16 protein-coding genes are annotated in these 14225 nt (G+C 32.2%); 7 read left to right on the top strand and 9 right to left on the bottom strand.

The genetic code is table 11. From position 1 onward, the window contains the following. Positions 1 to 243 precede the first annotated feature (243 nt). Positions 244 to 405 (top strand): hypothetical protein, encoded by a 162-nt coding sequence (locus ACREVU_RS08200; protein ID WP_431551123.1) that lies wholly within the window; start codon positions 244 to 246, stop codon positions 403 to 405. A gap of 337 nt (positions 406 to 742) precedes the next feature. Here the strand turns inward: ACREVU_RS08200 and ACREVU_RS08195 are convergent, their stop codons facing one another. Then, on the bottom strand, positions 743 to 1048 hold the full coding sequence (locus ACREVU_RS08195) for a hypothetical protein (RefSeq protein WP_431551122.1): 306 nt from the start codon (positions 1046 to 1048) through the stop codon (positions 743 to 745). 120 nt (positions 1049 to 1168) lie between these two features. Here ACREVU_RS08195 and ACREVU_RS08190 point away from each other — a divergent pair, with 120 nt between their 5' ends. From ACREVU_RS08190 to ACREVU_RS08180, 3 genes are all read left to right on the top strand, one after another. After that, a complete protein-coding gene (locus ACREVU_RS08190) occupies positions 1169 to 1426 on the top strand; it encodes a hypothetical protein (RefSeq protein WP_431551121.1) in 258 nt (85 codons plus the stop codon). A gap of 125 nt (positions 1427 to 1551) precedes the next feature. Next, on the top strand, positions 1552 to 1782 hold the full coding sequence (locus ACREVU_RS08185) for a hypothetical protein (protein ID WP_431551120.1): 231 nt from the start codon (positions 1552 to 1554) through the stop codon (positions 1780 to 1782). Between the two features lie 150 nt (positions 1783 to 1932). Further along, a complete protein-coding gene (locus tag ACREVU_RS08180) occupies positions 1933 to 2859 on the top strand; it encodes an SMR family transporter (protein WP_431551119.1) in 927 nt (308 codons plus the stop codon). On the opposite strand, the gene ACREVU_RS08175 is transcribed toward ACREVU_RS08180, so the two are convergent. From ACREVU_RS08175 to ACREVU_RS08145, 7 genes are all read right to left on the bottom strand, one after another. Continuing rightward, positions 2856 to 3758, bottom strand: coding sequence for a cation diffusion facilitator family transporter (locus ACREVU_RS08175; protein ID WP_431551118.1), 903 nt, complete (start codon positions 3756 to 3758; stop codon positions 2856 to 2858). The two genes, ACREVU_RS08180 and ACREVU_RS08175, sit on opposite strands and share 4 nt — an antisense overlap. Positions 3759 to 3879: 121 nt before the next feature. Beyond that, a complete protein-coding gene (locus tag ACREVU_RS08170) occupies positions 3880 to 4962 on the bottom strand; it encodes a 4Fe-4S dicluster domain-containing protein (RefSeq protein ID WP_431551117.1) in 1083 nt (360 codons plus the stop codon). A gap of 135 nt (positions 4963 to 5097) precedes the next feature. Next, positions 5098 to 6162, bottom strand: a complete 1065-nt coding sequence (ulaG, locus tag ACREVU_RS08165) for an L-ascorbate 6-phosphate lactonase (protein ID WP_431551116.1) — start codon at positions 6160 to 6162, stop codon at positions 5098 to 5100. Between the two features lie 24 nt (positions 6163 to 6186). Then, positions 6187 to 6471, bottom strand: a complete 285-nt coding sequence (locus tag ACREVU_RS08160) for a PTS sugar transporter subunit IIB (protein ID WP_431551115.1) — start codon at positions 6469 to 6471, stop codon at positions 6187 to 6189. A gap of 30 nt (positions 6472 to 6501) precedes the next feature. Then, the gene (locus ACREVU_RS08155) at positions 6502 to 7974 is read right to left on the bottom strand and encodes a PTS sugar transporter subunit IIC (protein WP_431551114.1); all 1473 of its coding nucleotides are present in this window, start codon (positions 7972 to 7974) and stop codon (positions 6502 to 6504) included. A gap of 37 nt (positions 7975 to 8011) precedes the next feature. Next, positions 8012 to 8422, bottom strand: coding sequence for a PTS sugar transporter subunit IIA (locus tag ACREVU_RS08150; RefSeq protein WP_431551124.1), 411 nt, complete (start codon positions 8420 to 8422; stop codon positions 8012 to 8014). Positions 8423 to 8606: 184 nt separating this feature from the next. Beyond that, positions 8607 to 9584 (bottom strand): sugar-binding transcriptional regulator, encoded by a 978-nt coding sequence (locus tag ACREVU_RS08145; RefSeq protein WP_431551113.1) that lies wholly within the window; start codon positions 9582 to 9584, stop codon positions 8607 to 8609. A 279-nt stretch (positions 9585 to 9863) separates the two neighbouring features. Between ACREVU_RS08145 and ACREVU_RS08140 the strand changes: the two genes are divergently transcribed. The 3 genes from ACREVU_RS08140 to ACREVU_RS08130 are packed head-to-tail and all read left to right on the top strand — an operon-like array spanning position 9864 to position 12493. Further along, positions 9864 to 10742, top strand: a complete 879-nt coding sequence (locus ACREVU_RS08140; protein WP_431551112.1) for an L-ribulose-5-phosphate 3-epimerase — start codon at positions 9864 to 9866, stop codon at positions 10740 to 10742. Further along, a complete protein-coding gene (gene araD, locus ACREVU_RS08135) occupies positions 10726 to 11415 on the top strand; it encodes an L-ribulose-5-phosphate 4-epimerase (protein ID WP_431551111.1) in 690 nt (229 codons plus the stop codon). The genes ACREVU_RS08140 and araD overlap by 17 nt, the downstream gene beginning before the upstream one ends. A gap of 28 nt (positions 11416 to 11443) precedes the next feature. Beyond that, positions 11444 to 12493, top strand: a complete 1050-nt coding sequence (locus ACREVU_RS08130; protein WP_431551110.1) for a hypothetical protein — start codon at positions 11444 to 11446, stop codon at positions 12491 to 12493. 95 nt (positions 12494 to 12588) lie between these two features. Here ACREVU_RS08130 and ACREVU_RS08125 read toward each other — a convergent pair whose 3' ends face one another. Then, on the bottom strand, positions 12589 to 13983 hold the full coding sequence (locus ACREVU_RS08125; RefSeq protein ID WP_431551109.1) for a cell wall-binding repeat-containing protein: 1395 nt from the start codon (positions 13981 to 13983) through the stop codon (positions 12589 to 12591). Positions 13984 to 14225: the final 242 nt, after the last annotated feature.

The following is a 14225-nucleotide window of genomic DNA, read 5'->3' as shown; positions in this document are numbered from 1 at the left end:
TCTGTTCCCAAAATATAGTTCATAATTTATCCTTCTCCTTTGGTATAATATAGATTAATTATACCAAAATTGACAGATTATTAATAGTTTTTTATAGGTTTTCGCACAGCCTGCCGGGGGTTTTTATCAATGGATTTAATTTTACTCATTTATATTTATTTAATAAAAAACAATTATTTAGAAGGAAACAATACTCAAATGAAGAATAGGTATATATAAGATTTTTTGAAGGAGGTCAAATAAATGTCAAAATTAGAAATGCCAAAAGATAAAGATGAAATAAAGCGACAAATTAAAACATTACAGGCCCAATTAGTTATGGATGATAAAAAGAGAGATAGCAAAAATAAGCAAATACACCAAAATGAAATTAAAGCCCTTAAAAAAGCTTTAAGCGATAAATAAGAGATATTAACTATTGTTATAAATCACACAGATACCTGTAAAATAGAGAAGAGCTTAGCATAATTGCTAGGCTTTTCGATTATTTGATATATAACAATTTTTCTTATTCCTATATTTAAAAACATGAAAAACAGAAGTGTATTCCATATTAGAGCAGTATATTCACTCCAGGATTGAGCTATATATATAAAAATTTACATAAATAACTATTATGTAACGGGGTACGACCCCATTCCAGAAATTGAAGGGAAATGGTCAATCTCTGGTTGCTAAGTATAACACTAATATTGGTTTGAAGTTTCCCAAAGCCTATTTGTTATAATAATTTTTATATAGGCTAATTAAAGCTTATATCGGTAGTTATCACCATACCATCAGAGTTTTCATCTAATTCTTCATATTTATATTGATTTAATTTGTTAGATGGGTTAGGTTGCTTTTCTCCCCACTTAACTTCGATTGTCAAAACACCATAATTAATATCACTATCAATTTTAAATTTGTAATCTAATTGCTCATTATCTGGTATTAAAACACGAGTCCCGTCTATTTTGAGTTTATCCGTAAATAGTCTTATAACTTCATCCTTTAAAAAAAAATAGAAATCTTCTTTGCTCCCAGTATACTTTTCACTATGATCCATGAATAACGCCACCTTTCATTATAATAATATTCAGGTTCAGCTATAAAGGTGATTGTAATTGTCATATTTAAATGGAAATAATTTCACTTGTTTTAGTGGTAATCATTTGGTCTCCGAGGATTGATGGTACAAAATCAATTGATGGTACAACATCTTCCATATGTTGATAAAACGACAATTATTTATGATGAAGTGAATATTCTGACTGCCAAATTAGAACCAATAAATATGGATGGGGCATCAAATAATGTGAAGATTCCAGAGGGTACTGAATTTACAGCTGTTTCCAGTGATGGGGCTGAGGTTACGGTAAAACTTTCTGGACGCAATGCTTGGAAGAGTGGTGGTAAATATCCATCGGGAAAAAAACAAAGATAAATGTATATATAAAACCTTATCAACTTTTAGTAAATTATATTAACAAATACATATTTAGCTAATATATTTAAAGTGTATTATAATGGTACTAAGGAAATATAAAATTAACAAAGGAGTTTGATATAATGTCTTGGGGAAATAAGAATGAAAAAATGTTAGTTGTGGTTCAGAGTAAGTCTGATAGTAATGGATGGAATATCCCTTTTGAATTGACTTACAATGATGAAGAGTTTGAAATAAAGGATCCAATTAGAAGTATGAAGCTTTTTAACAATGCAATCAGATATAAATGTAATATTGACGATAAAGCAATTGAGTTATTTAATGAAGGTGAAGAATGGTGGATTCTAGTATAGTGAACTGATACCCTTTGGGTGCCCGTTCAACTATGTAGTGTGCTGTATGTTATAAAATCGAATTATAAAATTGCTAATAGCTTTTGAATTAGTCACTTGAAAGTAAAACTTTAAGACAAATAAACTATTTTTTATGAAAGGATACCGCAAATGATTTATTTATTTTTAGCTATAATATGTAGTTCATCTATTGCACTTATTTTTAAATATAGTGAGGGAAATGAAATGAATAGGTATGCAGTTACCAGTGCAAATTATTTTACCGCATTTACGGTAAGCTTATTTATGATACTATTTCAATCACCTATAAAAATTTATGGAATTAATACTTCTCTAACTAATTTTGCGCAGGAGTTTACAAAAGTTATATTAAAAAATAATGGTGCATTTTCAGAAGGTGCCAGTTTTACATGGGCAATATTGCTTGGACTTATAGGTGGAATATTCTTTTTTTTATCATTTGTTTATTATCAAAAGAGTGTAGGGGCAAATGGAGCGGCGATTTCAGGTACATTTGGAAAGTTGGGAATTTTAGTCCCAATGATATTCTCAGTTATTATTTGGAAAGAAATCCCTGAAATTGTACAATGGATTGGAATTTTTATGGCTTTATTTTCAATTGTTTTTGTGAACTTTTCTTCAAATAAAGGTGAGAACGGCGATATACATATAAACTTAACTTTAATATTGTTATTCTTATTTGGAGGAATGGCAGAATTTCAAAATAAGTTATTTCAACAATATGCCCTAACAGAATATAAGAATGTGTTCTTATTCTTTATATTTGTTATAGCTTTTTTTCTTAGTTTATATTTTGTTATAAAATCAAGAGCAAAAGTAATGAAGAGGGACTTAATTGTAGGCTTTTTAGTTGGTATACCAAATTTATTCTCTTCATACTTTCTTATAATGGCTTTAAGCTTTATGCCCACATCTATAGCTTTTCCTATATATAGTGCAGGCAGTATAATCTTTATAAGTTTGGGTGAAATGCTTTTATATAAGGAGAAGTTATCAAAAAAGAATAAAGTTGCTATTTTAATAGTTATTTTAGCTTTAATACTGATTAATATTTAAAAGTGGAGGTCACCCTTGGGGGGTAAATAAATGCCAGGATTAACATGGACCATGCAATGTTTAATCCTATGGTCTAGATTTTCTATAGTATTATGAACATTTTCTGCAATTTCATGACCTTCACAAACGGATAAATTTCTATTAACACATATTTCTACATCTACATATAACCTATTACCGCTTACTCTAGTCTTTAACTCATCTATATTTAGAACACCAATTATTTTTGTTATTTCATTTTTTATATTTTCAATAGTTTTTGCATCAGCGCAGTGATCAACTAATTGATCAATAGCTTGTTTATAAATGTCTATAGCTACTTTAGTTATTAAAATACATATCACAAGGGATGCAATTGGATCTAATATTGGATAACCCAATCTAGCTCCTACAACTCCAATTAATGTTCCAATAGATGAAAATGCATCGGATCTATGATGCCAAGCATCTGCCATAAGAGCGGAACTGTCAATTTTTTTAGCAGCATTAGCAGTATATCTATACATCCACTCTTTAACTATTATAGAAAGTATAGCTGCATACATAGCAATTTTTGCCGGAATTATGGTTGTGCCATTTATAATACTCTTAATACCATTGAATCCAATTAGTAGTGCAGTAATTAACAATATGCTTGCAAGTATCTTAGCCATAACAGGTTCCATTTTTTCATGACCATATGGATGATCTTCATCGGCAGGTTGTTTAGCTAATTTTAATCCCACCATTACAGCTATTGTACTTAGCACATCAGAAAGTGAGTGTATTGAATCCGCAATCATAGCTCCACTTCTACCTAAAACACCAGCAAATAATTTAATGGCGGATAATAAGATATTAATAATTATTGTTAATTTAGATATTTTCATTCCAAGTATAAATCGCTCTTCATTCTTCAATTATTTCACCTCATTTTTAATTGATAATATAATATAAAACTATATGCTCTAGTATATGATGTTTTGTTGAATTTGCAACACTTTCTGATAGGCAACCCCCCGGGGGTAAATCAGATGCAGGTCACCCCTTGGGGTGACCTGCATCTTTTAACCATTCAACTTCTTCTCTTATAATTGGTCGTATGCCATACTTTTCATCAAAGTCTTTTAAAATATTTTGTCTAACTTCTGAGGAAGATTTAATATTAGAAATCAAATCTTTTGATATACCATAAGTAAATGGACAATTAGCTATACATAAACCACAATCAGTCCCTAAACTCCTCCATCGTCTATAGCACTCTTCAGCATTTATCTTCCATCTTAGTACACCATCTTCTTCTTTCATTTCTGTCTTAGATATTGATTTTCCGGGACATGTCTTTGCACATCTTCCACAATCAAGGCAAAATTCTACAACACCAAAATTTTCTTGTGCGTCTGGTATAAGGGGCATATCTGTGGTTACTATTCCAAGCCTAACACAGGAACCATATTCTTTAGTTATAAGTAGTCCGTTTCTTCCAAATTCGCCTAGTCCTGCATCTCTTGCTACCAGCGGTGCTACTACTAAATAATTACCATCCATATGATTTCTAGCATCATAACCTAGCTCTCTAATATAATATGAAAGTAACATCCCAATAGTTGCTGACTCCACATATCCTTTTACAACAGCTATTGATTCTGGTAATTTTGGTGCTCTCATAATCATTTCAGTATCCATAGGTACTGCAAATACAATTCCATACTTATGTTTTTTAATGATTTCCTCGCCATAGTTTTCTTCATGCCTTCCCCTATGTGAATAATAATGGTAATCTTTCATTTCAGCTATACCAATTAATTTTGCACCATAAAACTTAGCGAGTCCCTTAATTCTTTCTGTCATAACATGTGGATCTATGGGAGTTTTCTCGGGGGTTACTGGGCCTTCGCTAAGTTTTCTTATATCATATAAATATTTAAAAGAAGCATCTACTATTGGTGAGTTTATTTTATTAAACATCACTGAACCTTCGCTGCCCATAGGAGGTAAGCTCCTTAATGAATCATCCACTTCCTTTAAATGAGGGTTATTACTATAATAATCTTTATAAATCTCGCTTCCCTGCTTATAATTCATTCTTGCAAATATAGTATCTTTCTCATTGAATTTCTTCATATATTCTCCTTATATGTTTTATATATTTTTTCCATTATTAAATATTTTATCATAACTGTATAAATCACACAATAAAAGTGGATATATAAAAAAAACATCTGGATATCCAGATGCTTTTTTTGTAATTTGTAATTTTTAAAGGAAACAATTATATGGTAAATCTATATCTCCTTCAAAACAGTCATCAAAACCACGAGGATAATGATACTCACGTTTGTCTTTATCATCAGGGTAAACAAATTTGCCGCCTACCTGCCAGATGTATGGAAGGAATTTATATTGTAATCTGTCTTTTCTCATTTCAAAAAGTACATTTATTTCTTCAGTGTCTGCTTGGAAGTTAGACCATATATCATGATGGAAGGGAATTATAACTTTAGTGTTTAAAGCTTCTGCCATCCTAAGTATGTCTGAGGAAGTCATTTTATCAGTTATGCCTCTAGGATTTTCACCAAAAGAACCAAGTGCCACATCTATTTTGTAATCATTGCCGTGTTTTGCATAATAGTTTGAGTAATGCGAATCGCCGCTATGATATATGCTTCCAGCAGGAGTTTTTATAATGTAATTTACTGCTCTGTCATCAATGTTTCCAGGCATTTTACCAGCTAGCGTAACACCTTTTGGAACTGTAATTAAGGCAGTACGGTCAAAGGATTCCAGTGCTATAAGCTCTGTATCTTTAATTTTAACTACATCTCCAGGTTTTACAATTATGCAACGATCGGCCGGTACTCCCCAGCTAATCCAAAGATCAACACAGGTTTTTGGTCCTATAAAAGGTACAGAAGCATCACAATTTTTCATAACTGCAGTTGCAACATTTATATCAATGTGATCATTGTGATCATGAGTTGCGACTACTGCATCAATATGTTTAATAGCAAATGGATCTAAGACAAATGGTGCAACTCTAAGATTTGGTTGTAACTTCTTAGCACCAGACATTCTTGCCATTTGATGTTCTGGTTTCATAAGTGGATTACTCATAGTTCGCTTTCCTGTCCCACACCATAAATCAATACAAATGTTGGCATTTCCTTCAGATTTCACCCAAAGGCCTGTACAACCTAACCACCACATTGCAAAAGTATTAGGTGACACAACTTCTCTTTCTATTTCTTCGTTTAGCCATGTTCCCCATTGGGGGAAAGTACTGAGTACCCATGATTCTTTAGTTATTTCATCTATTTTAGACATGTTATCACCTTACCCTTATTTATTTTATTCTAAATTCAAAGCTGCTTTAATTTTACCTTCGATTTCTACCTCTGATAAAAGATTTCTAAGACCTATAATTTTAGTTTTACTACGAGCATTTGAAAAATTTGATACTAGTGATTCAGATACAAAAACCATATCATAAGAAGATATAACGGATTTTGCCTCGCCAACACTAAGATGATCCACATCAACTTCAATTTGAAGTTTCTTGAAAACTTTGATGATCTTCATTTTAATCATTTGACTTGAACCCATTCCATTTCCACAAGCTGCTAATACTTTCATATAAATCTCTCCTTTTAAAATTATCTATTTTTAAGCATCTAAATTTTCATCTGTTTGTGTAAAGTAATTTGCTTTGTTTTTACGATATTGCATTTGAGGAATAACTAGCATTGCCACAATTAGAGCAAATACACCAAATAGTTTAAAGGTATTTGCAAAAACTCCAAATGCAGGCCATATAGTATCCCAATCAATGTTACCATGCCATCCTCCAGAAAGAGGATTTTGTACTCCAGCCTTAAAGAACCATACTGCAAATGCACCACCCAGGACTTGAAGCATTCCACAACATATTGGTATTATTGTAGCGGCACGTACACCACCACGTTTATTTGCAAATACCGCAAGAGTTGCATTATCAAAGAATACTGGTACAAAACCGGTGATTATCATAACAGGAGAATGGAATACAAGAAGTCCTGCTATTGCTATAAATTGACCAATAGCTCCAAATACAAAACCGTATACAACTGCGTTTTTTGCACCGAATCCATAAGTAGCTGCGCAATCAACAGCAGGAGTTAATCCTGGTATAAATTTATCGGAAATACCTTGGAAAGCTGTTGTAAGTTCTGATACGAACATTCTAACACCACTCATAAGTATAAATAGATAAACTGAAAATGTTAATGATCGATTTACTATATAAGCTGCAAAGGATAAGGTTGGTGCGAAGTTTCCAGAAGCAGCTTTACCAATTGGATTTTCTAAAAGTCTCATGTATGGTTCGCCAAGAACTAGCATAATGATACCAAAGAAAACTAACATCAAAGTACCAGCTGTAACAACATTATCATTGAATATTGAAAGAAATTTAGGTAACTTTATGTTATCAAGATTTTTATCTTTATTTCCTATTTTGCCAGCAATTTTATCTGTTAGCCATACTGCGCCCATCTGTTGATGCCCAATGGCAAAACCAGCATTGTCTGTAAGGTTGTTACAAGCTTCTACTGTTAGATTTGAAAATACAGCTTGATAAGTACCAACAAGTATTCCTACTATAATAGCTCCAGTTGCATTAGCATAAGCAGGTAATGCGAAGAATACAATAAAAGTTGCTGTTGTTGCTTGCTGAAGCATAATATGACCTGTGAGGAAAAGAGTTCTTATTTTTGTTATCTTACCAAAGGCTACTAAGAGTAGGTTCCATATGAAAGCAAACATAAGTGCAATCATGACCATGGAAGCTAAATTGCCTAAACTCTTATTTGCAGCTGCTAGGCCAAAATATGGATCAATAACTGCAGCATTCATGTTGAAACGATCATTTAATCCTGCAAGAATAGGTCTAAAGGTACTAACAAGTCCGCCTGCACCTACGTTCCAAATCATTATGCCAATGATACATTTCATTGTGCCTGAAAAAGTCTCATATAGTGGTCTTCTTAAAAACAAATAACAAATTAATACAATCAAAGAGATAAAATATTCCGGCTTGGTGAGAATGTTGTCTGAAAACACTTTAAACCATCCACTGTTTGCAAAACTATTAATATCCACTAATTTGCCCCCTTGTATAATTTAATTATTATTCCAATTAAAACTGATTTAATTCTCTTGCCATTTCTTCTGGGTCTGTGGAGTTTCTAATAAAGTCTAAATTTTTATCTTCTGATAGATAATCGCACAATTTAGAAAGTAAACCAATGTGATCTGTATCGTTTACTGCTGCAAGTGTTATAACTATGTCTACAGGATCATTTTCACAATTAAAGTGAATAGGTTCTGATAAAGTAAGCAAACTGATACCAGTTTTCAAAACGGTTACATCTGGTCTGGAATGAGATAATGCAAGCCCTGGTATTATTACAATGTAGGGACCAAAATCTTCAACGGTTTTAATTGTTAAGTCAATGTAACCATCAGTAATGTAGTTAGAGTTAACCAGCAGTTTACCTGAAAGCCTCATAGCCTCTTTCCAATCTTTAGCTTTGGCCTTTAAACTAATGTTTTCGGTAAGTATAATATTAGTATTAATTTCTATTCACGTCCTTTCTTAAATAAGTGTTAATAGTATGTTTGTATTTATAATAACAATTTATGTGCAATGTGTCAACAAATGATTAACTATTGCACATATGTGCAATAAAAACATTGGTAAGCCTATAAAAAAATAGAAAGACGCTATCTTTCTATTTTTCATCATCTAATTCTAATATTTTTAAGGCAGCAGTATCATCTATAATTAGAGTGTGTACATATTTACCTCTTATTGCCCCAAGGATAGCTTTTGATTTATCCTTAGAACCTGCAACGCAAATAACATTTGGTGCATTATAAAAGTCTTCTAAATCTATTCCTATCATAGTGTTATCTAATTCAGACTTAACGGGTACACCATTTATATCGTAGAAGTGTCCACCAATGTGACCTACAGCACCATTTGATTGGAGAGCATATTGAGTATAACTATCTATATATTTGCTCCAGGCTGTATTTGAGATGGTAGAATCTATAGATCCTACACTTGTTAATATAATGGAAGCTCTTCTAGCAAGAGAAAGTGTGTCTGATATAAATGGGTCTCGTATAAGCTTCTCTTTCATGTCTTTATCCTGTACAAAAAGTGGAGCTAATAAGTAGTGATATTTTCCACCATAGGTGTTTGCAAATTGTTTTACCAGATCTATTCCGTCTATTTCAGGCTTATCTTTTAGTGCAGCTCCCATTATTTGAACTACAGTAAGTGGAATGTTTTTGCTGGAGTTAAGACTTTGAACAGTATTATATATAGTGTTGCCCCAAGATATACCAAGGATGGTGTTCTTATCTATTTTACTATCAATATAATAGGCTGCAATTTCACCTAGTTTAATTAGTGTTAATTCAGTGGAGGACCCCTTTGTGTTAATAATTCTAATATGCTTTAGCTTGAATCTTTTCATAAATTCGTTTTCAATTTCCGTTAATCTTTCCCAAGGCTCTTTTATGATTATCTCTACTACTTTTTTTTCTCTTGCTTCTTTTAATAATCTCGAAATCTTAGAACGAGAAGTGAACAAACGTTCAGCAATTTGTGATTGAGTCATTTCCTCTTCATAATAAAGACTGGCTACACTAGCTAAAAGGCAATTCTTTTCGTTATCGTTCATATTTTCATATTCATTCATAATTAAAACTCCTTTCCAAGTTATCATTTATCTTTAAAGTGGGAACATTTTCAATACCACACTCAAAATCATTACAAGTGAACATATACTTATAAAGAGATTATAATACTTTAATAGTTAAAAGACAATAACCTAGATTTTATAGGGCTTAACAATGGGTGTGAACATATGTGCATTATTTGAGAATATGTTGACCAAGAAAAAATAAGATGATATATTGTATAGAATAGTACTAATAAAAAGCAGATACAATTCTTAATTTTTGAGGGGGTACATAAGATGTATGATTTAGATAGAGCTCCCATTGGCATTTATGAAAAAGCTTTACCTTCTAGTTTTTCCTGGGAAGAAAAGCTCATGTCAGCAAAAGAAGCTGGGTTTGATTATTTAGAAATTTCAATAGATGAAACAGATGAAAAATTAGCTAGACTTGATTGGACCAAGGAGGAAAGGGAACAATTAAAGAATCTTATAAGTACAACAGGGGTGTTAATACCAAGTATGTGCTTAAGTGGTCATAGAAGATTTCCTTTTGGAAGTAAAAATGAAGATACCCGCAAAAGAGCCTTTGATATTATGAAAAAAGCAATTGAACTTTCCGTGGACTTAGGAATACGTACAATTCAATTAGCGGCCTACGATGTATATTATGAAGAAGAGGATGAAACTACAAAAGCACTATTTATAGAAGGAATGGAAAAATCAATAGCAATGGCAAGTAAAGCAGGCGTAATGCTTGCGCTTGAAATAATGGATACAAAATTTATAAGCACTATTTTAAGAGCAATGCCATATATAACTAATTTTAATTCGCCTTGGTTTAAAATATACCCTGATATAGGTAATTTAAGTGCCTGGGGTAGTGATGTTGAAGCGGAACTAGAGCTTGGACTTCCACACACTGTTGCAATTCATGTAAAAGAAACAAAGATAGGAGTATTTAAAGAGGTTCCTTTTGGAGAGGGAATTGTGAAATTTGCTTCAATTTTTAAAAAATTAAAGCAGTTAAATTATCAAGGACCTTTTTTAATAGAAATGTGGGCTGATAATAGCAAGAGTATTACGAAAGAAGAAGCTACACACGATATTTATAATGCAAGAATGTTTATTAAGGGAAAAATGATTGAAGGTGGGATGGATAATGCTAGAAGAGCTTAAACAAAAGGTATTAGAGGCTAATTTAGAGCTTCCTAAAAAAGGGCTTGTAACTTTTACTTGGGGAAATGTAAGTGCTATTGATAGAGAAAGTGGATTAATTGTAATAAAACCAAGTGGAGTTTCCTACGAAGAAATGAAATTAGAAGATATGGTAGTGCTAGATCTTGAGGGTAAAATAGTGGAAGGCAATTTAAATCCTTCATCAGATACAGATACACATATATTGCTCTATAAAAAGTTCAAGGAAATTGGTGGTATAGTTCACACCCATTCAAGCTGGGCAACAAGCTGGGCGCAGGCTGGAAGAGATATACCTTGTTTTGGAACAACACAGGCGGATTATTTTTATGGAAGTATTCCTTGTACTAGAAAAATGACACAAGAAGAAATTAAGGGAAGGTATGAATATGAAACTGGCAAGGTAATTGTAGAGACATTTAAAGGAATTAATCCGGAATTCATGCCGGGTGTAGTAGTAAATAATCATGGCCCATTTGCATGGGGAAAAGATGCTATGGATGCAGTACATAATGCTATTGTAATGGAAGAGGTTGCAAAAATGGCTTATAGAAGTATTCATTTAAATAAGGAACTAGAATCCATTGATAACAATCTTCTGGACAAGCATTTTTTAAGAAAACATGGTGAAAATGCTTATTATGGTCAAAAATAATATAAATATCTTAGATGGGGTGGAAAATATGAAAATTAATAAAAAGATTATTGCAAATTTAACAAAATGCTATTCGATAGCTCCTTTAAAATATAAGGACGAAAATTGTTTTTTAGTAGCAGCTGAAAAAGTTGACCGATGTATACTGTTTGATTCAGATGGAAATGAAATTGAGACTGTGTGGAATGAACCTGGAGGTGCTATGACCATGGTTCAGGTACCCGGAACTAATGGACAGTTTTTGGCAACCCATAAGTTTTTCTCACCCAATGATTCAAAAGAAGCGAAAATTGTAATAGTAACACCAGGCACGGATGGGAAATGGAGTATTAAAACACTAGTAAATCTGCATCATGTCCACAGATTCGACTTGATCAAGAGAAATGGTAATATATTTTTAATAGCCTGTACTTTAAAATCAGGTCATGAATATAAAGATGACTGGTCAAGCCCTGGAAAGGTATATGCGGCTAAACTTCCCAATGATTTAAGCAACTTTAATGAGGATAATCAGCTTAAGTTAACTGTAATAAAGGACGGGATGCTAAAGAATCACGGATATTATAAAGTAGTGGAAGAGGGTATAGAGACAGCTGTAATTTCCTCCGAAAATGGAGTTTTTCAGTTTTTACCTCCAGTGGCAGAAGACGCAGAATGGGAAATTGTGCAGCTGTTAAATACTCCTTCAAGTGATGCTGTACTAGTAGATATTGATAGTGATGGAGAAATGGAATTGGCTGTGCTTGCACCTTTTCATGGCGAGAGTGTACGAATATATAAAAAGACAGAAGGAATTTACAAAGAAATGTATGTACATCCGGAACCCGTAGAATTTACCCATGCTCTTTATGGAGGGGATTTATGTGGAAAGCCTTCTATTGTAATTGGACATAGACAAGGTAAAAAATCTCTGTTTGCACTTACGTATGATGCGCAAAAGGGAAAGATACAATGCGAAAATATTGACACGAGTTGTGGACCGGCCAATGTATATCATTATATAAAAGATAATAAAGATATACTTATAGCTACAAATCGTGAGATTAATGAAGTGGCTATGTACACCATTGAACCTTAAAGATAATAGGATAGAACCATAATATAATGAACGGACGCCCTTTGGATGTCCGTTTTACTTCGCTTTATAGTTAAAGTATCTGTACCTTTAAGACTTTAAGGTCTATATTCTTGATGCATTTCTGTTACTGCATAATCTTTAAGAGTTATATCAAAAATTGGTCTATCTTTATATTTACCAATAATTATACTATTGAAATCCTTATTAACATTTAGAATATTTCCTTCACTATCAAAATCTATTTCACTAATATTAACATTATCATCAACTTCTAGAGTAACAGTGCTACTTATAGGCATGTCAAAACCATCATCTGATAAGTAATCACCTGTTCCATCTCTATCATTGCAAATTACAAAATTTCCAGTTCTTTTTTCATAATCTCTAGCTTCGTTTAAATCAGTAACAAATTTATCAAAATATCCTTCAATATATTTTTTGCCATCTTTTTTATACCCTTTACTTACATAAAACAATTGAGTTTCTTTTCCGTTTAATATATCTTCTGCTGCCGTACTTACTGAACTTTTTCCACCTAGTAAAATTAAATTTAAATAATTAGTGCTGTCTAGATATCTTTTCTGCTGTATTATATTGCTGCCATCTGTAAGTATAATTGGTGCATTTAATTTTGCGGCTAGTGCACTACCGGATAAGGCATCCGGAAAACTTTTTCCACTTACAACTACCGCAGAATCTGTGTCCAAATTAAAATATTTACATATATTTAATGAGGTTTCATATCTATTACTTCCACTAATCCTTACTATACTGCTATTATCTAAGGAAGGTACCCCATTTTTCAATTCATCTATAATAGAATTATTTAGTGATCCTTCACCACCTATTACAAATACTTTAGATGGCTGGATTTTTTTTAGCATATCCTTACTTTCGCTAGGCAAATTTATTTTATTAATCATTAATATTGGATATCCTTTTGATGCAGCAATGCTTGAAATGCTTAAAGCATCTGCAAATCCATATCCATTAACTGCAATTACTGGTGTGCCTTTTTCCACATTAATGAAACTGACAATTGTTTTATTTGTATCAAATCTATTGCTCCCTCCTAATCTTTTTACATTGTAGTCTAATGATTTAAAGTGTTCTGAAAAACTTTCATTTACAGAGCTATTTCCACCAAGTATATAAATTGTACCGCCCTTAGTTAGATGGTTTTTTATGTAGTTTATTGAGTTAGAGCTTGTCTCAATTGTTTTGTCTACTAATAAAATAGGAGCATTTAATTTCTTAGAAAGTACACTTCCTGATAATGCATCGGGAAAATTATTTCCACTTGCTATAATTACATTTTGTACTGTGCTATTGTTGAATTCAATTGAAATGTTAGCTGAAGTTTCATATCGATTTTCACCAGTTATTCTTTTTATGTTGTAATTGTCTTTTGCATACACTTGGCTTGATAAACAAATAGTAATAATAGCTGCTGAAATAATAATTGATATTTTTTTTATTATAATAATCATCTCCCTAAAATTTAAAAACATGTACAAATTAATATATTCACCTTGTCATTAAGATATAACAAAGATAAATATATATAATGAACGGACACCTTTGGGTGCCCGTTTTCGTTTTGTTACCCCCGGCAGGCTGTGCGAAAACCTATAAAAAACTATTAATAATCTGTCAATTTTGGTATAATTAATCTATATTATACCAAAGGAGAAGGATAAATTATGAACTATATTTTGGGAACAGATAGACT

This window comes from Clostridium sp., from assembly GCF_050717535.1.
Taxonomy (GTDB): domain Bacteria; phylum Bacillota; class Clostridia; order Clostridiales; family Clostridiaceae; genus Clostridium_AD.
Note: the sequence above shows the minus strand (reverse complement) of the source record. Positions and strands in the feature narration are given on the sequence as shown.